The following is a 22772-nucleotide window of genomic DNA, read 5'->3' on the forward strand; positions in this document are numbered from 1 at the left end:
TGATGAAGTGTAAAAATACCTTTTCGTGAACAGGCGGGGGACGCCTTGCCCTTAGCCACAGCATTGGCACGAAACCCCACCAAAAAGAAAGGGCCGGTAAAAACCGGCCCGTCCAAATTCATTTTATCCGCTATCAGTTCGCCGGCGCAGGTGCGGGCGCGGCCGGAGAGGCAGGGGCCGCACCGTCGATATTGTTGAAATAACGGAAGAAGGTCGAGTCCGGCGACAGAACCAGCGTCGTGCCATTGCCGTTCAGTGCGTTGGCATAGGCCGACATGGAACGATAGAACTCGAAGAAGTTCGGATCGCGCTGGAAAGCCTCGCCGAACACCTTGTTACGCTCCGCATCGCCTTCACCGCGCAGAACTTCGGACTGGCGGCGAGCGTCGGATTCCAGTTCCACAACCTGACGGTCGGCGATAGCGCGGCGGCGCTGCGCTTCTTCGTTACCACGGGCGCGGATCAGTTCGGCTTCCGCAAGACGCTCCGACTTCATGCGTTCGAAGGTCTGCTGGGAGACTTCCTGCGTAAGGTCGGTACGGCGGATGCGGACATCGACGATGCTGATGCCGAGCGATTCCGCATCGGGACGCAGATCGTCACGCACTTCCTGCATCATCGACGCACGTGCATCCGACAGCGCCGATTCAAATCCGCGCAGACCGTAAACCCGGCGCAGCGATGCGTCGAGACGGGTGCGCAGGCGCGATTCAGCCGACATCTGGTCACCGGAGACCGTCTGCCGGAAGCGGCGCGCATCCGTAATACGGTACACCACGAAGGCATCGACCTCGTAGAACTTGCCGCCGGAAACCTGAACACGGATATTATCGTGGTCGAAACGCAAGGCGCGGTTCTCGATATATTGCACGCGGTCAGCATCCATGAAGGCGAAGGGCAGCTTGAAATAGAGGCCCGGCGCTGTTTTCACGTCCTGGATTTCACCGAAGCGGACGACGATGGCCTGCTGGCGCTCGTTGACCACGAAGATCGACGAATAACCGAGAAAAAGCAGGACGGCGAGACCGACGAGAACGGCTGTAAGACGGTTACCCATATCAGTTGCCTCCCTGCGGTGCTGCGCCCGGATTGTTGCGCATGATCTCGTTCAGAGGCAGATAAGGCACCACGCCCTGTTTTTCATCGATGATGATCTTGTTGGATCCCTTCAGGACCTGTTCCATCGTTTCCAGGAACATGCGCTGACGGGTCACGTCAGGCGCGGTGCGATACTGGTCATAGATGGAGACAAAGCGCTGCGCCTCACCCTGCGCCTCGTTGACGACGCGCGACTTGTAGGCGTTCGCCTCTTCGAGGATCTGCGCGGCCTGACCGCGAGCGGCGCCGAGCTTCTGGTTGGCGTATTGATTGGCTTCCTGAACGAAGCGGTCTTCGTCCTGCTCGGCACGCTGCACTTCATCAAACGCGTCGGCCACTTCACGCGGCGGCGCCGCATCTTCGATGGCCACGGCATTGATGGAAATGCCGGCGCCATAACCGTCCATGGTGGACTGGATGATGGTACGCACATCCGCCGCAATCGCCTGACGGTTATCGCGGAAGATATCCTGCGCCGGACGACGGCCGACGACTTCGCGCATGGCGCTTTCGGAAACCTGCTGCAGCGTCTCGGCCGGGCTGTCGACGTTGAAGAGATAGGATTTCGGATCGGAAACCGTATAGAGCACCGAGAACTGAACATTCACGATGTTCTGGTCGCCGGTGAGCATCACGCCGCTCGACGAGGACGACGAGGCCCGCGAACCGATATTCTGCTGCTGCTCGGTGACCTTGACGATTTCAACCGTCTCGATCGGCCACAGATGGAAATGCAGACCGGGCATCGAGATTTCGTCCTTCGGACGGCCGAAACGCAGCTCCACCCCGCGCTCGTCCGGCTGGACGGTGTAGATGGACTGGATGCCGAGGAAAACCAGCACGACGAGAACCACGATGGCAACTGCGCCGCCATTGAAACCGCCGGGCAGCACATTTTTGAAACGGTCCTGGCTGCGCCGGATGATCTCTTCCAGATCGGGCGGACCGCCATTGCCGCCGCCACCGCCGCGAGGCCGGTTAGGCCCCGGCCCCCACGGGCCGCCACCGCCGCCCTGGTTGTTTCCTCCACCGCCGCCGCCCCATGGGCCGCCGCCGCCATTCTGATTGCTCCAGGGCATCAATACCTCTTTGTAAAAGCCTCTCCCGGTTCCGTTCGAAAGCGATTGCTCGCGTGCGGCGGGAATATCGACCCGTTATAGGAAGGAGAAGCGTTCGTTTCAACGCAGAGGTGGTAACTAAATACCCAATCTGGGTAAATAGTTCACTTTGCCGCGGCTCTCCGCATATACGTGGTAAACAGAACGGGATAATTGTCCTTTTCCCCAGCGGGAGCCGGGATTTCCTCGGTTTTCTCAAAAACGGCGGGATCGATCTCCGGGAAAAAAGTGTCGCCATCGAGCTTTACCGCGACGTGGGTGACGGAAAGTTGATCGGCGAAGGGCATGGCCTGACGGTAGATCTCTCCACCACCGGCCACGAAGACCTCATCCACGCCCAGTTCCCCAGCCTTGCTTTTGGCGAGCTTCAAGGCCTCCTCCAGTGAGGAGACGACATCGACACCCTGCGGCCGGTAATCGGCATTACGACTGACGATGATATGCGGGCGGCCGGGCAACGGACGCTCGCCGACGGATAAAAACGTCTTGCGGCCCATGATGAGCGGCTTGCCCATCGTCATCGCCTTGAAGCGCTTGAGGTCGGTGGAAAGCTTCCACGGCATGTCGAGGTCACGGCCGATGACGCCGTTCTCGGACACTGCGACGATGATGATGATACGCGGCTCGGTCATACCGCGATCGGTGCCTTGATGCTTGAATCGGCCTCGTAGTTTTCCAGCGTAAAGTCTTCGAACTTAAAGCCGAAAAGGTCCTTAACATCAGGATTGAGGCGCATCGTCGGCAAGGCCTTCGGCGTGCGAGTCATCTGCAGCCGCGCCTGTTCGAAATGGTTGGCATAGATATGCGCATCACCGAGCGTGTGGACGAAATCGCCCGGTTTCAGACCAACCACCTGCGCGACCATCAGCGTCAAAAGAGCATAGGACGCGATGTTGAACGGCACGCCGAGGAAAATATCGGCGGAACGCTGGTAAAGCTGGCAGGAGAGCTTTCCGTCAGCAACATAGAACTGGAACAGGCAGTGGCAGGGCGGCAGCGCCATCTCGTCCACCAGCGCCGGGTTCCAGGCGGAGACAATATGACGGCGCGAGTTCGGGTTGGTTTTCAGGCCCTCGATCAGAAGCGCGATCTGGTCGATGTGGCGTCCGTCCGGCGCGGGCCAGGACCGCCACTGTGCGCCATAGACCGGGCCTAGATCGCCGTTCTCATCGGCCCATTCATCCCAGATGGAAACGCCGTTTTCCTTGAGATAGGCGATATTGGTATCGCCGTTCAGGAACCACAGGAGTTCATGGATAATGGACCGCAGATGCAGCTTCTTGGTGGTGAGGACGGGAAACCCCTCTGCAAGGTCGAAACGCATCTGGTAACCGAACACCGAGCGCGTGCCGGTGCCGGTGCGGTCTCCGCGGTCGGAGCCGGTTTCCATCACATGCCGGAGAAGATCGAGATATTGTTTCATGCGTTCTGCCGCCGATTCCCTGATATCAGGCAGATATAATAGCACAGGGCGGCAGAACCAATCACCGGGGAAACGCTTATCCCCGTTTTTCCGGGAAAATCAGAGCGACTGAAGCTTTCCGAGTTCCTTGGCGACCAGGTAATAAAAGGTCACGCGCGATTTTGAGCGGTCGGCGGCCATGGCTTTCGCAACGGCATCGATTGCCTTGTCGGCGCTGTCATCGGTGACACCAAGCTTCTTGCCGCACCAGCTCGCCTTCACACGTGCAAGCTCTTCCGGATCGGTCGCGGACACCAGCGAGGAATCCCGGTTGCGCAGGGCAATGCCGAGATGTTTGACGATCTTGCCGACAACGGCTTCGTCGGCTGCTGCATCGTATTTCTTCACATCTGCGAGATAGTCAGTCATGTCCACTCCTTCGTGTGTCCCCGGCCCGGTGTTGCTTCTAATGACCGGTTGCAGGGAGAATGAGACAGCAATCCCTCGTCGTCAAGAATTGTCTAAATTGCCGGCGTCAAACACGAAACCTTTTCATCGAATTGTCATCGCCCCCCTTTTCTCAGCCGGTCGAAACGCCTATATGAGCCTTGCCGGGGCAACCCGGCTATGGCGATAAACGGTCGGTGTAATAAACCTATTGGACCCGGGGGCGGTACCCGGCGCCTCCACCAAAAACCGGCGGCTTTAAGATGAAAGGCCGGCTTTTGATGGGGGCGAAATAGGATCGACAAGGGTGTAAAGATCGAACTTTTGCTCGGCATGATACCGCCGTTATCGGGTCACAAGTGTAGTTGCAAACGACAACAACGCTAAGGAATACGCTCTCGCTGCCTAATGGCGGTGCGGGAATTCCGCTCTAAAGCCCTCACGGTTAGCCCCGTGAGGCGGGGTTCGGAGGTACCTGGCAACAGAAACCTCCACCTTCTCCATTTTGCCTGAATTGGTTATATGATAGCTGACTTGCGGACAGCATCGGCTTTTCCATTGCTGCCGTTCGGGACATTGCGTATACTTGAGCAAAGCGTAACCATCCGGATCGGAATTGATCCCGGCTCAAGGATTACGCAGAGATTCAAAGTGTTACAGCGTCCTTGGTACCCAAGGCGCGCCGCGCATGAAAAAGACGTTCGAATAAGGGAAAGACAGGACCGCATGGGGCAGGATCATATCCGTTACGACATTCTCGCACAGGATGCCCTTCGCGGCGTTATTCGTAAGGTATTGGGCGAAGTGGCCGCCACCGGCCGCCTGCCCGGCGACCACCATTTCTTCATTACCTTCTTGACCGGTGCACCCGGTGTGCGGATTTCGCAGCACCTCAAGGCGAAATATGCCGAGCAGATGACCATTGTCATCCAGCATCAATTCTGGGACCTGAAGGTCACCGAAACCGGCTTCGAAATCGGTCTCTCCTTCTCCGATACACCGGAAAAGCTCGTCATTCCCTATAATGCCATCCGCGGTTTCTACGATCCTTCCGTGAATTTCGAACTTGAGTTCGATGTCCCCCTGGCGGACGAGGAAGAAGCGGAAGACGCGGAAATCACCGCATATCCGGTGTCGCACGAGGCGAAGCCGGCTTCCGCTTCCGAAACGCCCAAGGCCGGCGAGGAAAAGAAGGAAGGCTCCGTCGTCTCGCTGGATGCTTTCCGCAAGAAGCAATAACGCCTGCCTGAGCGCGAAACCCGAGGAGACGTATCCGCATGGCCGCCGATATCGTCAATCTGCGCCAGTTCCGGAAGCAGAAAGCCCGCAGCGAAAAAGAAAAACAGGCGGAGCAGAACCGCCTGTCCTTCGGACGCACCAAAGCGGAAAAGAACCTCACATCAGCCCTGAATGAAAAGGCCGAAAAGGCACTTGACCAGGGCCGGCTCGAAAACGACGCTCACGGGCCCCGGAAGGACTGAGACCGACCTGCCGAGGGACAGACAGGGCCAGCAATCGGAAAAGAATCGTAAAACAGGGGCTTGCCGGCAAAACATGATTCAGATTTCCAGCCAAAGACCGATCTGATGATCCGCAAGCATTCCGCGACGTTGCACGGCCACCGGACCAGTATTTCGCTTGAGGACGCCTTTTGGGACGAGCTGAAAATCATCGCGGAGAGACGCAAGATCAGTTTCGCAGCCCTGCTGGCCGAAATCGATGACAACCGCCCCTCCGACAGCAATCTGTCTTCGTCGCTACGCGTTTATGTGCTGAACTGGCTCAAGACCCGATAAATTCACGACGGAGTCACCCGGCGACGCCAGCCCGCAATTTATGTTCGCCGACTACAAAACATTCCCGCCGAAAACTGGTAACGCTGCGAAAGTATTCATTAAACATTCGCGGACTAATCTGCGCTGCAAGGCATTCCCGTATTGCGTAGCCTTGTTTCCTGCCTTTGTCCGAACCTCCCCGTCCAGACATCCCCCGATGGGGATACCCAGGGTTTCTCCGGGAACAGCCAAGCTTTCTCCCCTTCATTCACTGTCTCTTCAACCGTTTCGGACCTGAAAGTCCGGATTGCGGGGTAGCGACCGGAGCCGGTCCAGACCGCGGACATGGAACCGAAGCAGAGATGAAAAGCGACGCCGAGCCCTTTTCGGAAAATTACGGATTGGCGGGAGCATTTTCCGGGGCGAGTTCCCGGATTGCATTTTCCGTCGGTGGCACCACCAGAACCGGCGCTGACTGCGGCTGCGGCACGGGCTGCTGCTGTTGCTGCTGCAAACGTTCCTGCTGTTCCTTTTCCTGCCGCAGACGTTCTTCGGCAGCAGCCTTCAGCCGTGCTTCTTCCTCTGCCTTCGCCTTGGCTTCCGCCTCCGCCCGTTCCTTTTCCGCCTGCCGCTCAGCCGCCTGGAAACGATAAAGCGCCACTTCGCGGCGCAGGCGTTGCTTTTCAAGAACGCTTGCCTGCATTGCCTCCACCCTGCGCCGCTCCTTTTCGAAGGCCCGCAGGGACAGGTAGTTGGTGAGCGCCGAAACGTCGGTTGTCAGGGCTGGCGCAGCAAGCGGACCGTTGTAATTCAGGCGCAAAGACGGCTCGGCGCCGGCAACCGTTTCGGTGCCGGGATTGAACAGGAGATCGAAGTCGCCATTCACCGTGAAAGCAGCAAGATCAACCGTCGCATCGGCTGTCAGCGTCAATGGATCGATCGCCGCCCGCAAATTCTGGAAATGCAGCGCACCACCATTCACCGAGAACGGCAGGGATACATCGCCGAGTCCGATCTCGCCCTGCCACAGGCTCTGGTCCACCAGCGGCCGAACTTTCGGAGCATCGATCGGCTGCTGCAAGCCATCCGCCGCCTGCAGTATTGGCGGCAGGGCACCGGGATTGAGCCCCTTCAGCACCAGCCCGCTGGCCCGGATTTCACCCGAGCCACCCGCTGATTTCAGCATTTCACCAACGCTTTTGCCGGTCGATTCTGCCGTAAGATCAATGGCCACGCGGCCGGTCGCAACCGGACCGTTCGCATTCGCCCAAAGGATCGGCTCCGGATTGGCGTCGGTTACCGCGATCTTGGTGCGGAAAATGCCCGCCCCCTCGCCCGTGGACATCGCAAACCGTCCCGCAATCTTGCCGCCCATGAAGCCGCCGGTGATGTCGTCGAGTGCGAGACTGCCCGAATCATGCGTTACCTTGGCCGTCAAACCCGTGACCGTGCCGAAAGGTCCAGCCTCGAAGCTTTCCGCCTTGAGCGACAGAGACGCCTTGAGCTGCGAAAAGGCCGGCATGGCCAGCGGCTTGGCATTGAGGCCCCCGGTTTCCGGATCGATCACCGGACCATAGATTGCGTCGCCAAGCCACGCGAGATCGGCGGTCCGGACTGAGAGATCGCCGCTGACGGAATGGGGCGCGGCGCGTTCGAACGTCAGATTGCCGGAGAAGGGATTACCGCCTGCCTGTCCGCCGACAGAAGAAAGCGCAATTTTTTGTCCATCCACCGCAACCTTCGCATTGGCCTTCACCGCCATGCCCCCGCCGAGCTGCGGCAGCCCAACGGCATTCATGATGAGATAGGGCTCGATATCAGCGCTTTCGAGAACGACATCGGCGCTGCCCTCACCGAAATTGGCAGCTGAAACGGCAAAGGAGCCGTTCGCCGAAAAATGTGTGCGTTCCGTCGAGAAGCGGATATCGGTCTGTGCCGGCGCGCCGAGCGTGCCATTGAGCTTGACGGACAGGAGGCCCTCGCCGTCAGCGTCGAAGGGCAACGGGTCAAGCCCGGCCTGGCCGAACAGGATGGCCGTCGACTGGTTTTTCAAGACAGCTTCCAGTGACATGGCCGTGTCATCGGTGATCGACAGGAAATCCGGCATCTTGGCGACGGCGGACAGCCGGCTGCCGTTAACGGTACCGGAGACGGCAACATTGGCGCCGCCGTTTTCGCTGTTGACCGAGACATCCATTGCAAGGTCGGAATTGGCGTACCATGGCGCGCTGGCCGCCAGGCGGCTGAGGAAGGGATGAGCAGGCAGTTTCTGCTGCAGCATCGTAAAGAAGGGCTGCATATCCGCCGCGTGCAGGTTCACCGTGCCCTTGCCCGCATATTTCAGCAACGAGCCCTGCAATTCGCCTCTTGCCCTGACCTCTGCACCGGCGATATCGCCGGCCGTCATATTTTCCAGCGAAAGAACCCCGCCCGCCATCGTGAAGGCGGTCTCGACATGATTGGCGGTCACCCCGGCTATGTTGAACCGGTCGGCCTTGAACTTCGCAGTAATGCGGTGGTCGAGAACCGAGCTTCCGACCTGATCGCCGAGCGCCAGACTGCCGAGTGCCTTCAGCGCGTCCAGGTCGATTTCGTTGCCCGCAAGATCGATCGAAAGATTGGAGGTCTTGCCGTCGGAGCGCCGTTCCAGCTCGCCTTTCAGCGACGCGTCGCCGATGGCGAGCTCCAGATTGTCGAAGCGCTGGTTCAGCGTCGTCAACGAGACATCGGCAGAAAAGCCGGCGGCATTGAGTTGCCGGATGGCCGGATCGACGGAGCCTGAAAGCCAGTTCGCCAGCCCCGAGGGCTGGTTGGACGCAACGAGCATATTGCCGTTGAAGGCCGGACCACCAAGCAGGGTCAACGATCCCTTGGCCTCCAGCTGGGTTCTTCCTGGCAACGTCGCCACCGCATTCACCACCTGCCAGCCGCTGCCCTGCGGCCGAACATCCAGCCGGATGTCACGAATGGTCGTGTCGTCGGAAACCAGGGCGGGAAGGCTGATGCTCGCCTTGCCCGGCACCGGCGGTACGGGAATGCGCGCCACCATGGCGGCAAAGGCCTCGATGCGCTGGCGCACGGAAACGGTGGGCTGGCGCGAGGTCTTGCCCGTCTGCACGACAGGCGGCGCAAAACGTGCGACATCGATCTGCTGGCCATCGGCCGTCAGCAGGAATTCGGGCTTGGCGCCGGTATCGAGCGTCGCCTCTCCGGTCACGACATAGGGATTTTCGTTACCGCCGAGTTCCATGCGGTAGCTCGGTATACGCACGCTCTCATTGGTCAGTTCAAAACTGCCGCGGGTGCGCGGCGAGGAGAAGAGCGATTGCCCGGCCTGTTTCTGCTTTTCGTCTTCCCTGAAACTGAAAGAAAAGGAACCGCTATAGGCGGGCTTTCCCGCCGCTGCGGCGATGACGCCATCCAGATCGACCTCGACGGGATGCTCATCCGGCACGACGCGGACGCGAAGGCCCATGCGGCCATTGGCATAATCAGGTTCGCTGCTTGAGAGGGAGAAAGAGCCGGGATGCCCGTCGACGGCAGCCCGCCCGTCCGCCTTCCAAGGTCCGGCCAGCGAATTGGCGGACATATCGGCGGTAAGACCGGTGATCAGGCGGTTGCGGCCCGATTGCTCGTCGATGAACTCGATCTGGCCGCCCTCAATCTGCACGCTTTCCAGAACCACGGTTCGGGCGGGAATTTCCGCGCGGCTGCCACGCATCCAGTCCAGCGTGCCGTCTTTCAGCAGCCTGATCTTCGCCTTGGGTTCCTCGATGCGCATGTCAAAGATTCGCGCCTCGCCGGAAAGGAAGGGCGCGAGCTCGGCGTCCATGGAAAAACGCGCGACCTGGATGAGCGGCGATCCATCGGCATCCGTCCCGGCCCGGACGTCATGCAACGTTACCGAAGGGAACGGCAGGATGCGGGCCTCGACGCGGCCATGCACCACAACCTTCTTACCGAGAATACGGCTCGCCTGGTCCTCAAAATCACGGCGGAAATCCGTCCAGTCGACGAAATAGGGAATAAGCAGCGCCGAAAACAGCACCACCGCCAGCAGTCCGCCCAGAAAAACCAGAATACGCCCGAGCACTGACCTGCATCTCCCTTCACGAACGCTGCAAACCTATTCTTTTTTGCCTTAACGGCAAGCAGCCTTTTGTACCAATCAAATGTGAGAACGATCAGACAAGACGGAACAACTTGCCCGGATTGAAAATGTTGTCCGGGTCGAGCGACATTTTGATGGCGCGCATCACATCCAATGCATTGCCGGCCTCTTCGGCGAGGAAACTCATCTTGCCCTGTCCTATGCCGTGTTCGCCGGTGCAGGTGCCGTCCATGGCGATGGCGCGGCGGTTGAGACGGGCAACGAAGGCTTCGGTTTTCGCTACGCTTTCCGCATCTTTTCCATCGAACAGAATAAGGACATGAAAGTTCCCGTCGCCGGCATGGCCGACGATCGGTGCGAGAAAGCCGTTTTCCTGGATATCCAGCTGCGTTTCAACCACGCAATCCGCCAGCCTCGAAATCGGCACGCAGACATCGGTGGAAAGCCCGTCGAGATGGGGCGCAAGCGCCCGCGAGGCCCAATAGGCGTCGTGCCGCGCCTTCCAGAGCTTGTTGCGTTCGGCGGCATCGCTTGTCCAGCGGAAGTCGATGCTTCCGCATTCAGCCGCGATTTCTGCGAACTGCTGCGATTGTAGCGCCGCCGTTTCCTCGGTGCCGTGGAACTCCACGAAAAGCGTCGGCTTCTCCGCATAGTTCAGGCCGGAATAGGCATTGCAGGCCCGAACCTGGACCTCGTCGAGCAATTCGATACGGGCAACCGGAACCCCCATCTGGATCGTCATGATGACGGCATCGCAGGCCGCCTTGATGCTGTCGAATGTGCAGACGCCGCCGGCGATCTTTTCCGGTATGCCCTGCAGCCGCAGCGTCACCGAAGTGATGACGCCGAGCGTCCCCTCGGCCCCCACGAAAAGCCGCGTCAGGTCATAGCCGGCAGACGACTTGCGAGCGCGGCGCGCGGTGCGGATTTCCTCGCCGTTGGTGACGACGGCGGTAACGGCGAGCACATTGTCCTTCATCGTGCCGTAACGCACGGCATTGGTGCCGGAAGCGCGTGTCGAGGCCATGCCGCCGATCGAGGCATTGGCGCCGGGATCGATCGGGAAGAACAGGCCGGTATCGCGCAGATAGACATTGAGGTCCTCGCGCGTCACGCCCGGCTCCACCGTCACATCAAGATCTTCGGCATTCACCTCAATGATGCGATTCATCCGGCTGAAATCGATGCAGATTCCGCCGCTGGGCGCATTCACCTGCCCTTCCAGCGAAGACCCCGTCCCAAACGGAATCACCGGCACCTTATATTGCGAGCAGACCTTCACGACGGCCTTCACATCATCAGCACTCTCGGCAAAAACGACGCCGTCAGGCGCCTGGAGCGTCAGATAGGTGGTGGTGTGGCCGTGCTGCTCCCGAAACGCCTGTCCGGTCTGGAGCCTGTCGCCGAGTTGCTGCTTCAAAACGGCGAGTGCAGACGCAATGCCCTCTTCGTTACGCTTTCCCGCCACCACATCTTTCAACGCCATCGTCCGTCTCCACCGCAACATCAGCCCGTAAAGGATTCGATCCGTTACGAAATTCCGTCAGGTGGTATGGGATAAGGTTAACGCTTTGTCCAGCCGCGCAATGGCGCCAGACGGCAAGGCGGCAACCGTTTTTATTCCGCAGCAAGCAGCGGCTTGTCTTCCTCCAGCGCCTTGCGGCGGGCGGCAAGTTCCAGTTCGCGGTGAAGGCGGATTTCCTCATCCGCTTGCGGTTTGGCGAAGCGGGCGATCAGCAGGTAGGAGACCGGTGTGATGTAAAGCGTCACCAGCGTCGCGAAGCCGAGGCCGCCGACGATGACCCAGCCGAGCGCGATGCGCGCCTCGGCGCCGGCTCCCTGCGCCAGAACCAGCGGCACGCCGCCAAGGATGGTCGCGATCATCGTCATCATGACAGGACGCAGACGGATGCTGGTGGCTTTTTCGATAGCTTCCCGCACGGTTGCACCCTGATCGCGCAGATGGTTGGCGAATTCAACAATCAGGATACCGTTCTTCGCCATGACGCCAACGAGCAGCACGAGGCCGATCTGGCTGTAAACATTGAGGCTTGAGCCGGTGACGAGCAGCGCGATAACGGCACAGGCAAGGCCGAGCGGCACCGTTGACATGATGATGATCGAACTCAGCACGCTTTCGAACTGCGCGGCAAGCACGAGGAAGATGATGGCAATCGCGAAACCGAAGGTCAGCAGCATGCCGCTCGAATTCTCCTCCAGTGTCGCAGCCTCGCCCAGCGGCAGCAAGCGTGCACCGGGCGGCAGGACGGATTGCGAGAGCTCGTTCACCTTTTGCAGCGCCTCGCCCAGCGAAACGCCGTCCTTGAGGTTGGCGGTAAAGCCGACGGAGGGAAGCTGCTGTTCGCGATTGAGCTGCGGCGCAACCGCATTTTCCTTGAGCGACGCGATGACCGACATCGGCACGATCTTGCCGTCGCCCGTCTTCAGGAAGACGTTCTCAAGATCGGTCGGATCATTGATCGGCCGGGTGGAGGACAGGAGCCGCACCGGGATCGCATCGCCATCCACGAAGACGTCGACAATCGAGCGCCCTTCCAGCAGCGACTGCATGGCGCGAGAGAGGCCGGTGATGTCGATGCCGAGATCAGACGCGCGCTCACGGTCGATGGAGACCGAAATCTGCGCCTGATTGGGTTCGTTGTCGAAACGTGGCGTATCAAACAGGCCGCTTTCTTCCATGGAAAGCAGCAATTTCTGCGTCGCCTCTGTCAGCGCCGCATAATTGCTGCCGACCATCGCCATCTGCAATCCGTTGCCGGCGCCGCGAATGCGGAGGCTGTTCGGCTGCATCGCATTGCCCCGCAACGCCGGAACCTTGTTGGCGGCAGAGGTGACATCGGCAGCGATCTGGTTCTGCGTGCGATCTCGGTCGGCCCAGGGCGCCAGCGTCAGCACCATGAAACCCGTATTGGAGGAACCGTTCATGCCGGTAATGGAATAGATATTGCGGATTTCCCCGCTGTCGCGAAGCGGCTGCAGGTTTTCTTCGATCCGCTGCAACTGGTCGCGGGTATATTCGAGGCTGACGCCCTGCGGCGCGGTGACCCGCATCATGATAGAGGCGCGGTCCTCGCGCGGCGTCAATTCACTCTGGATCATGCCGAAGGCGATCCATGACAGGCCGGAAAAGATGAGCGCAACGACGATGACGATGAGGGGGTTGTTGAGGCAGGCGGACAGCGTCGACTTGTATGTGGAGGCAAAGACATTACCGAACCAGGCGAGCGGCCCGGTCGGCTCTTTCAACCCCTCCTTCAGCATGCGCGAAGCAAGCATCGGGCACAGCGTCAGTGCCACGATGGAGGACAAACCCACCGCGAAGGCCAGCACAAAACCGAATTCACGGAACAGGCCGCCAAGCTGACCCGGCAGGAAAGAAAGCGGAATGAACACGGCAGCCAGCGTCGCCGTCGTCGCGATGACGGCGAAAAACACCTCCTGCGTGCCGAGAACGGCAGCGGCCCGGGGGCCCATGCCTTCCGCCCGGCGGCGCACGATATTTTCCAGCACCACGATGGCGTCATCGACAACGAGACCAGTCGCCAGAACGATGGCGAGCAGTGTGAGGATATTGACGGAGAAGCCGACCATATAAATGGCGACGATGGTGCCAATCAGCGCCACCGGCATGGTGATCGCCGGAATGAGGGTGGCGCGCCAGTCGCGCAGGAAGAGATAAAGCACCACAACGACGATGATCGCCGAGAGCCCGAGCGCCAGTTCGACCTCGTGCAGCGCGCCTTCGATGAAGACGGCATCGTCACTGGTCACGACGACACGCGTGCCCTCCGGCAGATTGGCCGACATGGCGTCGACGGCGGCTTTCACACCGGTCGAGATACTGAGCGTGTTTGACTGTGCCTGGCGGATGATGCCAAGACCGACGCCCTGAACGCCGTTCGAGCGCAGCGACGTGGATTCGTCGTCCGCCCCCAGCATGACGGTCGCCACGTCCCTGAGGCGGATATTGTTCTTGATGAGAAGATTGGAAAAATCCTCGGGCTTTGTCAGGCTCGCGGTGGCGCGCACGACGATATCCTGCGTCGTGCTTTTCAGCGAACCCGCCGGGACATCGAGGGCAGCGCTTGCAAGCGCGTTGGAAACATCGGTCACCGTCAGACCGCGGCTCGCCAATGCCGCCTGATTGAGATCGACGCGAAAGACCTTTTCCTGGTCGCCGTAAAGCTCCACATCGGCCACACCATCGACGGCAGCCAGACGGTCGATGATTTCGTCATCCACCAGCTTTGTCAGGTCTTCCATACTGAGCGTGGATGAGGTGACGGCAAGCCGCATGATCGGCTGGCTGTCGGAATCCGCCTTGATGATCTGCGGTTCGTCAGCATCGTCAGGCAACTGGTTGGTGACTCGGCCAATGGCATCGCGCACATCATTGGCCGCAACGGCCATGTCGACATTGTCGCCGAATTCCATCGTCACGCGGCTGGTGCCGAATTGCGAGTTGGACGCGATGGATTTGATGCCGCTGACACGCGCCACCGCACCTTCGATGGTCTGCGTTACCTCTTGATCGATCGTTTCAGGCGCGGCACCTTCATACGTGGTCCTGACGCTGATCGTCGGCCGGTCGACGTCGGGCAGTTCGCGCACTTCGACGCCGACCAGAGCCGCGAGGCCGGCAACGACCAGCAACGTGTTAAGGACCGCCGCCAGAATTGGCCGACGCACGAACAATGCGGTAAAGGCGAGCTTGGAATCCTGACCGGAAGGCGGCTGGGTCGTCATTGGCTGGCAACCTCCTCGGGCTTGGGCTGGTTGCCGACCCGCACCGCCCCGCCTTCGCGCACGCGCTGCAGGCCCTCAATCACGACAGGTTCGCCTTCCGCCAGTTCAGCCTTGACGAGAACGGCATCCGGGTTGCGCTGCACGATCTGCACCCGCACCTTGTTGGATTTATTGTCAGCCACATGCCAGACATAGGAGCCTTCCGCATCCCACTGCACGGCCAGCGGATCAACCGAGGCATAAGTTTCCCCGGCGAAGCGCATGGTGACGCCGAATGACATGCCCGCCCTCAACTCATCCTTCTCATTTCCGAACTTCGCCCGGATGCGGATGGTGCGGCTCGCCTCGTCGACACGGTTGTCGACGGCCTCGATCTCCCCCTTAAAAGTCTCACCCGGGCGCGAAATCGACGTGGCCTCCACCGGCATGCCGATCTTGATCGCAGTCGCGAAACGCTCGGGAGCCCAGAAATTGACGAGAATTTCAGACCGGTCGTCAATGCTGACAATGGTGGATTGCGTCGTGACATTGTCACCGATATTGGCGGCGACGATACCGGCCATGCCTTCGATGGGCGCGACGATATCACGCCGCTTGAGATTGAGTTCGGCGGTGCTCAGCGCAAGCTTGGCGGCTTCTTCGGCAATCTGGGCATCCAGCACGTCGAGGCGGGAAACGGACTTCAGGTTCTTGTAGGAATTGGATTTTTCGACGGCGCTGCGCAGCGCCACCTGCGCCTTGTCGCGTTCGATCACCTGCTCCTCGTCATCGAGCCGCGCCAGCACCTGCCCCTTCACGACGCGTGCACCGGACGATGTACGAATTTCAGAAAGCGTGCCGGAAACCTGCGGCATGACGACGACGGACTGGATCGCCTCGCCATTGCCGATGGCGTTCAACCGGTCGTTGACCGTGCCTTTCTTCACAGGGGCGGTCACAACCAGTGTGGCGTTGTTGTTGCGGCGTGCGCCACCCGCATTCTGTCCCGTCGGCGCGCCGGCCGCCGGTCCGCCGGCTGCGGCGACTTCGACCGAAGCAGCGGGTGCTTTGACCAGCCCGATGCTGGCGAGCATATTGCGGGCGTCGGGCGAATAGACGCCCCAGAGACAGAGACCTGCCCCCACCACGGCCAGACTGACACCCACCTGTTTCCAGACCCGCATATAGTTCTCCGGTTGATCATCGCAGCATAAGAAAGCCCCTGAAGCTCAGGCTTCGGGACATCAGCAGTATTCCCCGTCGTTTAAAACGAGGCAACGCACAAATACGTTTCTTACGTAATTGTAATTTGTGATGGATTCTCGTCGAGCACACCATAAACGCTATATTATCGCAAATATTGTTCAGCGCGGTAGTCTGTCAGCACGAAATGAGCCGGAGGAAGCCATGAGCACCGTCACGAAACAAAATCCCGAAGCCGATCCGCGCGTGAAAGCGGTGTTCGATGATATCCGCACCACCCGCAAATCGGACTTCATCAACAATATGTGGCTTTACCTCGCCTTTGATCCTGATCTTCTGGAAAAGACATGGGCCGAGGTCAAGGCGGTGATGGCGACACCCTCGGCGCTCGACCCTCTGGTGAAGGAAATGCTTTACATCGCAGTGTCCGTCACCAATGGCTGCTCCTATTGTGCCCATTCCCATACGGCGGCCGCGAAAGCCAAGGGCATGACGAATGAACAGCATGCCGATCTGATGCGGATTATCGCGCTCGCCGCCAAGACCAACCAGCTTGCAGTGGCCCTTCAAGTGCCTGTCGATGCCGCTTTTGATGCCGACCAGAGGGCATGAACCCGAAATAATGCCTTGGAATAGGCATTTTGAGCAGCGATACCGGAATAAAAGCAGAACACGGTTCTGGCCTTTATATCCCGAATCACTACATTGGGCCGCATGAGCAACAGTTTTGACGATATGCCGTTCTTCGATGAGGAACCCGTGGCGCCGCGCAGGGCGACGAACAATGCCCCTTCGGAAAACGGCGGCGGGCTTGGCATTGCCGCCCGCGCCATGGCTGCGCGCGATCAAACGCGTGCCGCACCCGATTATCTTTCCGGCCTCAACCCGGAACAGCGCGATGCCGTGGAAACGCTGGACGGGCCGGTTCTCGTCCTCGCCGGCGCCGGCACCGGCAAGACCCGTGTTCTGACAACCCGCATTGCCCATATTCTCGCAACGGGCCGGGCCTATCCCAGCCAGATCCTTGCCGTGACCTTCACCAACAAGGCCGCCCGCGAGATGAAGGAACGCATCGGCGTTCTCGTCGGCGGCGCGGTCGAGGGCATGCCCTGGCTCGGCACGTTCCACTCCATCGGCGTCAAGCTGTTGCGTCGTCACGCCGAACTCGTCGGCCTGAAGTCGGATTTCACCATTCTCGATACGGATGACGTGGTGCGGCTGATCAAGCAGCTCATTCAGGCCGAAGGTCTCGATGACAAGCGCTGGCCGGCCAAACAGTTCGCCGGCATGATCGACGGCTGGAAGAACAAGGGCCTGACGCCGCCGGATATTCCTGAAGGAGACAGCCGCGCCTTCGCCAATGGCAAGGGCCGCGAGCTCTATACCGCCTATCAGAACCGGCTGAAAACGCTGAATGCCTGCGACTTCGGCGACCTTTTGATGCACCCGATCAGCATCTTCCGCCGCCATACGGATATTCTGAAGGAGTATCACCAGAAGTTCCGTTACATTCTGGTGGACGAATATCAGGACACCAACACGGCGCAATATATGTGGCTGCGGCTGCTTGCGCAGCGCGCCAAGGGCGAGCCGCAAAACGTCTGCTGTGTGGGTGACGACGACCAGTCGATCTATGGCTGGCGCGGCGCGGAAGTGGACAACATCCTGCGGTTCGACAAGGATTTTCCCGGCGCCAAGGTCATCAAGCTCGAACGCAATTACCGCTCCACCGAGCATATTCTCGGCGCGGCTGGCCACCTCATCGCGCATAATGAGGGACGCCTCGGCAAGACGCTGTTTACCGAGCGTAGCAGCCCTGACGACGAAAAGGTCGTAGTGCATGCGGCCTGGGATTCCGAGGAGGAAGCCCGCGCAGTCGGCGAAGAGATCGAGCAGCTTCAGCGCAAGGGTCACCTGCTGAACGACATGGCGATCCTCGTCCGCGCCTCCTTCCAGATGCGCGAATTCGAAGACCGTTTTGTCACGCTCGGTCTCAATTACCGCGTCATCGGCGGCCCGCGCTTTTATGAGCGCCTCGAAATCCGTGATGCCATGGCCTATTTCCGCCTCGTCTGCCAGCCGGCCGACGATCTCGCCTTCGAGCGGATCGTCAATACGCCCAAGCGCGGCCTTGGCGATACGACGATCCGCAACCTGCACGACTATGCGCGTGCCCGCGACATTCCGATGCTGGCGGCGGCGGCCGACATCATCGAAACCGACGAGCTGAAACCGAAGGCCCGCAAGGCGCTGTTCGATGTGGTGCAGGATTTCCGCCGCTGGCAGGGTCTACTCGAAAACACCGAGCACACCACGCTTGCCGAGCAGATTCTCGACGAAAGCGGCTACACCGCCATGTGGCAGGCCGACAAGACGGCCGAAGCGCCCGGACGCCTTGAGAACCTGAAGGAACTCATCCGCTCGATGGAAGCCTTTGAAAGCATGCGCGGTTTCCTCGAGCATGTCGCCCTCGTCATGGATGCCGAGCAGAACGAAAATCTCGATGCCGTCTCCATCATGACGCTGCATTCCGCCAAGGGTCTGGAATTCGACACCGTCTTCCTGCCCGGCTGGGAAGAAGGCCTGTTTCCGCACCAGCGGGCGCTGGATGAAGGCGGCCGCTCCGGTCTGGAGGAAGAACGTCGTCTTGCCTATGTCGGCATTACGCGTGCCAAGAAACTCTGCCATATCTGGTTCGTCTCGAACCGGCGCATTCACGGGCTGTGGCAATCCACCCTGCCCTCGCGCTTCCTGGATGAACTGCCGCCCGCCCATGTCGATGTCGCAGCATCCGACAGCAATTACGGCGGTTATGGCGGGCGTGGTGGCTACGGACAATCGCGTTTCGACAAGGCTGATCCCTTTGCGAACACCTATTCCACCCCGGGCTGGAAGCGTGCGCAGCAGAACCGTAGCGATGCCACCCGCGACAACTGGGGCACGCGCTCCGGCCATGCGGTGGAACGAATCGGTTATGGCGAAAGCGGCCCGCGCACCCGCACCATCGATGGGGAACTGGTGGCCAAATCCGTGGCCGACACGCCGTCAAGATTCTTCGTCGGCGACCGCGTCTTCCACATCAAGTTCGGCAACGGCAATATCGCTGCCATAGAGGGGAACAAGCTAACCATCGACTTCGACCGCGCCGGCCAGAAGCGCGTGCTGGATGGATTTGTGGAAAAGGTTTGATTCAACAACTATGAGTGCCTGAAGGCCGCTTTTCCCATAGCCCACGTCGCGCCATTGCAATAAAGGAGTTGCAATGGGATGTGAGAACCGGGTGAGGACTGCTTTGCATATATTGCCGAAAAGCCAGCGCAAGCTTGCGGTTTTCCTGATCAACATGGACGGCGCCACCAAGCGCCTCGCGGATATGACCGCGCGCCTTGATGCCATGGGTCTCAAGGCGGAGCGCATCCCAGGCGTCAATGGCAGGGAGCTGAATTATCCAATCCCGGAATTCAGCGAAATTTCCTATATGCTGATGCATGGCCGCCGCACGTCACCTCCGGAAATCGGTTGCTATCTCAGCCATGTCGCCTGCGCCCGAAAATTCATGGAAGGCGATGCCGATATCTCGCTCATCCTCGAGGATGACGTGATCTTCGATGATGATTTTCTAAATGCGATTGATGAGGCGGCGCTGAATGGCTCAGACTGGGACTTGCTGCGTCTCACGACGGTCAGCAATGGCCGGAAATTTCCGTTCCGTCCGCTCTCGAACGGGCGCTCGCTCGCCATTGCGCTGACACGCGAAAAAGGCTCAGGCGCCTATCTCGTCAACCGTCGTGCCGGACAATGGATATCGAAGCTCATCCCGATGCGGCTCGCCTACGATATCGCCTTCGATCTTGAATATCTCTCCGGCCTGAAGGCCGCCTTCATCTATCCGCTCTGCGCCACGCAGGATGCGGATGGTGAAAGCCAGATCCAGAACAATCTGCGCATTTACCGCCTGCCGCGCTGGCGGTATTTTACTGTCCTGCCCTATCGGGCCTATCTGGAAACCAGCCGGTTCCTGCTGCGCGGTATTCGCTTCGCGGTCGCCAGGGCGCGCGTTGCAATGGAACGCGGCAAGGGCAACGCCGCCCCAGCCGGTCATTGATCGCTCCGTCTTACACTTCGCCGGGCGTGAAGCCGATGAGATAAATTGCCGCCACAACGGCTCCGACAATAAAAATCGAGACGACGAAAATCGTCATCCGGTTCAACGGTTTGCGTGTCGTTTTCTTCATGCTGCAATAATGCGTGGCCACATCGCTTGTTCCGCAACGCACAGGATAATCTCGTCCAAATCCGCCAGCTCTCGCAATTCGATTCCGATTCAGGCGCAGATGGGCTAAAGCTCGTGTCCATCTTCAGCTTCTCCGATCCGACATGACAGACACGACGCATCCACGCCTGAATCCGCTGCATCTCGCCGCCGCCTTCGCCAGCGGTTGTCTCTTGACGCTGATGGTGCATTTCAACGGACAGCTGGCCCATTACGGCAACGCGCTGTTTTCTTCCTGGACGGCGCACGGCACCGGCACGGTGGCGGCGCTGGTCTATCTGGCTATCATGCGTTCGAAGAAAGACCTTTCGGCCCCGGCAAAACCGAAAGCGCCGCTCTGGGCCTATTGCGGCGGCGTTGTGGGTGCCGCGATCGTCATCCTCACCTCCACCGCCGTCAATTCACCGCTGGCGCTTTCGGGAACCATTGCGCTCGGACTTGGTGGACAGGTCATCTTCAGCCTTCTGGCTGATATTTTCGGTCTGTTCGGACTGCCCCGAAGAAAGCCGGACCTCCGGGACATGGCGGCAGTGGCGCTCATTCTGTGCGGCAGCGCACTCATCATCCTTGTCGGGAGAACGGCATGATCGTCTGGATCGCCATGGCCTTTACCGGCGGCGTCTTTGTGGCGCTGAGCCGCCAGATCAACGGCCGACTCAGCCTGTCAAACTCGCCGCTCATCGCGTCTTTCTGGAACCACATCGTCGGCTTTGCCGTACTGACCGTGATCGGACTCGTTGTCGGCGGCCTCATTCCACCGGGTGCGGCCGATGCACCCTGGCTTGCCTTTGTCGGCGGCCCCATCGGCGTCGTCTTCATCGCTTCGGGAAGCTGGCTCATCCCCCGCATCGGCGCGGTCAACACCGCGCTTCTGGTCATAAGCGGCCAGATGGTCTCAGGTGTGATGCTCGATCTTTTCAGCGATCATCCGCCGAAAATCTGGGCCAGCGCACTCGGCATCCTGCTCATTCTGGCCGGCATGGTGCTGACGCAGCGGCGCAGCCGTTAAATACTTTCGCGTCACGAGTCGCTGCCGCGCGAGAACATGCCGAGCAGAGTCTTGCCGCCGCTTTTACCACCGCTGCTCGCGAGCGTCGGGCGGTTGCCGTTCAGCTTCGGCACGACCACCATGCGCTTGACCTCACCGCGCTTGAAGGCCGCGAGGAAGCGGGAATAGTCGCGGAACACAACGCAGCCATTGGATTCGCCGCGTTTCGCCAGCATGTATGTATGAGCAAGAAGCCCGTCGCGGCCGTGCGGATTGACACCGTTTTCCGGCGTCAGGCGAATGGCTTCAACGCCGTGGAAGCGCGCCTCGCGCATTGTCAGCTTGTAGCTTGAAGGCGGTGTGGACCCGCGCATCTTGACGTGAACATAATCGGGATTGTCGCGCATCTTGCCGATGCCGGAATGCGCTTCCAGTTTCTCGCCATTCGGCATGTGCACCACACCGGAAGAAATATCGTAGATCGCCGTGCCATTGCCACGGTCAGGCCACGGAACCGCATCCATCTTGCTTGGCTCACGCATCGGATTATCCGGTTTCGCGAAGGCCAGCATGGCGCCGGTGCTCTGTTTCGGCGCCTGCGGCGCCCGCAGCGGAACCGGCGCATCGAAAGCAGGCGCAGAGGCGACAGCGGGAACGCGCTCATCCGCCTTGGCCGTTGCCGCAGGACGCGGTGACGGCTCGACCGTTTGAGCTGTCGCGACATCAGGTCTGAAGCTTGGCAGCGGCACGTCGTCGGGAAGCAGACTGCTTGCCTCTTCCTCGACCTGCGGTCGGGCCAGCGCCACTTCGAATGCCGGATGCTGTGGAACGGCGCTCTGATAGGCAACCTCGGAGGTGCGTCCAAGCGCCGAATCGACGATTGCGGAAGGCTGAAGCGCGGCAAGTTCCTTAACGGTCGCCTGTCCTTTGGCGTTCGCCGCCGCGCCAAATCGTTCGCCGAATTCTTTCGCGCCGATCTCCGGCATGATGCCGGCAAGGCGGACGGCCTTCTGCTGGCCGTGACTGTGGTCGCTCAGGCGGGAAAACTTGCGGACGTGAATATCACGCGCCGCCGTGCGGGCAATCGTCGCCTCGGCGGTATCCAGCCTTGCCACAAGCGTCTTTTCAAATTGTCCGACGCCATGCGAGGCGGCCGCCATGCCGTGCAGCGAAGCGAAAGCGGCAAAGGCAAAAATGCCGGCAAAGGCACCGCCGCCAAGAAGCGCCGACATTCGCCCGAACGAAAAGGATTTGCCTCTCTTGAGGGAATGCGAACCGGCAAGACCGGCGCCGTTATAGGCCGCAGCAGAAAACGCCATGATACTCGTTACTCGAACCGTTCACGCATACCCGGCCGACGCCGGAGGGATTTTGGGACATCCGAAGAACGGGCGAACACCGGGCCGCTTTCGGAACTGACTGGTTCGAAGCATGACGAATTATGGTAACCAAAGTGTTTACGAGTCCCTGCAAAAATATTTCGTTAAGGTCTGCGCATTGTGGGGCTAAGGCAAAACAATGACTTACGCGGATACCGGGTGCTTGTGCACCGCGTGGTCCCGGGGAAGCGCCCTAATGGCGTCATTGGCCTTGAAAAATTTCCGCCGTATT

Annotated in this window: 18 protein-coding genes and 1 other RNA gene; 9 read left to right on the forward strand and 10 right to left on the reverse strand. The window is 59.9% G+C overall.

All coding sequences use genetic code 11. The features are described from left to right. Nucleotides 1-133: 133 nt before the first annotated feature. The 5 genes from hflC to AGR2A_RS12465 all read right to left on the reverse strand — a co-directional run bounded on the left by hflC (nucleotide 134) and on the right by AGR2A_RS12465 (nucleotide 4047). On the reverse strand, nucleotides 134-1057 hold the full coding sequence (gene hflC, locus AGR2A_RS12445; protein ID WP_004442736.1) for a protease modulator HflC: 924 nt from the start codon (nucleotides 1055-1057) through the stop codon (nucleotides 134-136). 1 nt (nucleotide 1058) lies between these two features. Next, nucleotides 1059-2177, reverse strand: coding sequence for an FtsH protease activity modulator HflK (gene hflK, locus AGR2A_RS12450; protein ID WP_072494622.1), 1119 nt, complete (start codon nucleotides 2175-2177; stop codon nucleotides 1059-1061). Between the two features lie 143 nt (nucleotides 2178-2320). Continuing rightward, the gene (locus tag AGR2A_RS12455; RefSeq protein ID WP_072494623.1) at nucleotides 2321-2848 is read right to left on the reverse strand and encodes a dihydrofolate reductase; all 528 of its coding nucleotides are present in this window, start codon (nucleotides 2846-2848) and stop codon (nucleotides 2321-2323) included. After that, nucleotides 2845-3639: a thymidylate synthase gene (locus AGR2A_RS12460; RefSeq protein ID WP_004442739.1), complete on the reverse strand. Its 795-nt coding sequence runs from the start codon at nucleotides 3637-3639 to the stop codon at nucleotides 2845-2847. Before AGR2A_RS12460 ends, AGR2A_RS12455 begins: the two co-directional genes overlap by 4 nt. A 99-nt stretch (nucleotides 3640-3738) precedes the next feature. Next, nucleotides 3739-4047 carry a DUF2853 family protein gene (locus tag AGR2A_RS12465; protein ID WP_072494624.1) on the reverse strand — a complete coding sequence of 103 codons (309 nt, stop codon included), beginning with the start codon at nucleotides 4045-4047 and terminating at the stop codon, nucleotides 3739-3741. 142 nt (nucleotides 4048-4189) lie between these two features. Between AGR2A_RS12465 and ssrA the strand changes: the two genes are divergently transcribed. The 4 genes from ssrA to AGR2A_RS12485 all read left to right on the forward strand — a co-directional run bounded on the left by ssrA (nucleotide 4190) and on the right by AGR2A_RS12485 (nucleotide 5861). Continuing rightward, nucleotides 4190-4561, forward strand: a transfer-messenger RNA (tmRNA) gene (gene ssrA, locus AGR2A_RS12470). Nucleotides 4562-4791: 230 nt separating this feature from the next. Further along, nucleotides 4792-5304 (forward strand): SspB family protein, encoded by a 513-nt coding sequence (locus AGR2A_RS12475; RefSeq protein WP_004442741.1) that lies wholly within the window; start codon nucleotides 4792-4794, stop codon nucleotides 5302-5304. A gap of 38 nt (nucleotides 5305-5342) precedes the next feature. Further along, a complete protein-coding gene (locus AGR2A_RS12480; protein WP_004442742.1) occupies nucleotides 5343-5546 on the forward strand; it encodes a DUF4169 family protein in 204 nt (67 codons plus the stop codon). Nucleotides 5547-5651: 105 nt separating this feature from the next. Next, nucleotides 5652-5861: a ribbon-helix-helix domain-containing protein gene (locus AGR2A_RS12485; RefSeq protein WP_034498861.1), complete on the forward strand. Its 210-nt coding sequence runs from the start codon at nucleotides 5652-5654 to the stop codon at nucleotides 5859-5861. Nucleotides 5862-6234: 373 nt separating this feature from the next. On the opposite strand, the gene AGR2A_RS12490 is transcribed toward AGR2A_RS12485, so the two are convergent. The 4 genes from AGR2A_RS12490 to AGR2A_RS12505 form a co-directional block, all read right to left on the reverse strand. Continuing rightward, on the reverse strand, nucleotides 6235-9933 hold the full coding sequence (locus AGR2A_RS12490) for an AsmA family protein (RefSeq protein WP_080822952.1): 3699 nt from the start codon (nucleotides 9931-9933) through the stop codon (nucleotides 6235-6237). Between the two features lie 91 nt (nucleotides 9934-10024). After that, nucleotides 10025-11437, reverse strand: a complete 1413-nt coding sequence (locus AGR2A_RS12495) for an FAD-binding oxidoreductase (protein WP_072494626.1) — start codon at nucleotides 11435-11437, stop codon at nucleotides 10025-10027. A gap of 131 nt (nucleotides 11438-11568) precedes the next feature. Continuing rightward, nucleotides 11569-14718 (reverse strand): efflux RND transporter permease subunit, encoded by a 3150-nt coding sequence (locus AGR2A_RS12500; protein ID WP_022556577.1) that lies wholly within the window; start codon nucleotides 14716-14718, stop codon nucleotides 11569-11571. After that, a complete protein-coding gene (locus AGR2A_RS12505) occupies nucleotides 14715-15881 on the reverse strand; it encodes an efflux RND transporter periplasmic adaptor subunit (RefSeq protein ID WP_072494627.1) in 1167 nt (388 codons plus the stop codon). Before AGR2A_RS12505 ends, AGR2A_RS12500 begins: the two co-directional genes overlap by 4 nt. A 223-nt stretch (nucleotides 15882-16104) precedes the next feature. On the opposite strand from AGR2A_RS12505, the gene AGR2A_RS12510 reads away from it, so the two are divergent. The 5 genes from AGR2A_RS12510 to AGR2A_RS12530 all read left to right on the forward strand — a co-directional run bounded on the left by AGR2A_RS12510 (nucleotide 16105) and on the right by AGR2A_RS12530 (nucleotide 21182). Then, nucleotides 16105-16512 (forward strand): carboxymuconolactone decarboxylase family protein, encoded by a 408-nt coding sequence (locus AGR2A_RS12510; RefSeq protein WP_072494628.1) that lies wholly within the window; start codon nucleotides 16105-16107, stop codon nucleotides 16510-16512. 102 nt (nucleotides 16513-16614) lie between these two features. Then, the gene (locus tag AGR2A_RS12515) at nucleotides 16615-19089 is read left to right on the forward strand and encodes an ATP-dependent helicase (RefSeq protein ID WP_072494945.1); all 2475 of its coding nucleotides are present in this window, start codon (nucleotides 16615-16617) and stop codon (nucleotides 19087-19089) included. 103 nt (nucleotides 19090-19192) lie between these two features. After that, a complete protein-coding gene (locus AGR2A_RS12520; protein ID WP_034498809.1) occupies nucleotides 19193-20005 on the forward strand; it encodes a glycosyltransferase family 25 protein in 813 nt (270 codons plus the stop codon). 272 nt (nucleotides 20006-20277) lie between these two features. Beyond that, complete coding sequence (locus AGR2A_RS12525; protein WP_004442751.1) at nucleotides 20278-20760, forward strand: DMT family transporter; 483 nt, start codon at nucleotides 20278-20280, stop codon at nucleotides 20758-20760. Beyond that, complete coding sequence (locus AGR2A_RS12530; RefSeq protein WP_072494629.1) at nucleotides 20757-21182, forward strand: DMT family transporter; 426 nt, start codon at nucleotides 20757-20759, stop codon at nucleotides 21180-21182. The genes AGR2A_RS12525 and AGR2A_RS12530 overlap by 4 nt, the downstream gene beginning before the upstream one ends. A gap of 11 nt (nucleotides 21183-21193) precedes the next feature. On the opposite strand, the gene AGR2A_RS12535 is transcribed toward AGR2A_RS12530, so the two are convergent. Beyond that, the gene (locus AGR2A_RS12535; protein WP_072494630.1) at nucleotides 21194-22480 is read right to left on the reverse strand and encodes a DUF2778 domain-containing protein; all 1287 of its coding nucleotides are present in this window, start codon (nucleotides 22478-22480) and stop codon (nucleotides 21194-21196) included. Nucleotides 22481-22772: the final 292 nt, after the last annotated feature.

The organism is Agrobacterium genomosp. 2 str. CFBP 5494 (assembly GCF_900013495.1).
In the GTDB taxonomy this organism is placed as follows: Bacteria; Pseudomonadota; Alphaproteobacteria; order Rhizobiales; family Rhizobiaceae; genus Agrobacterium; species Agrobacterium pusense.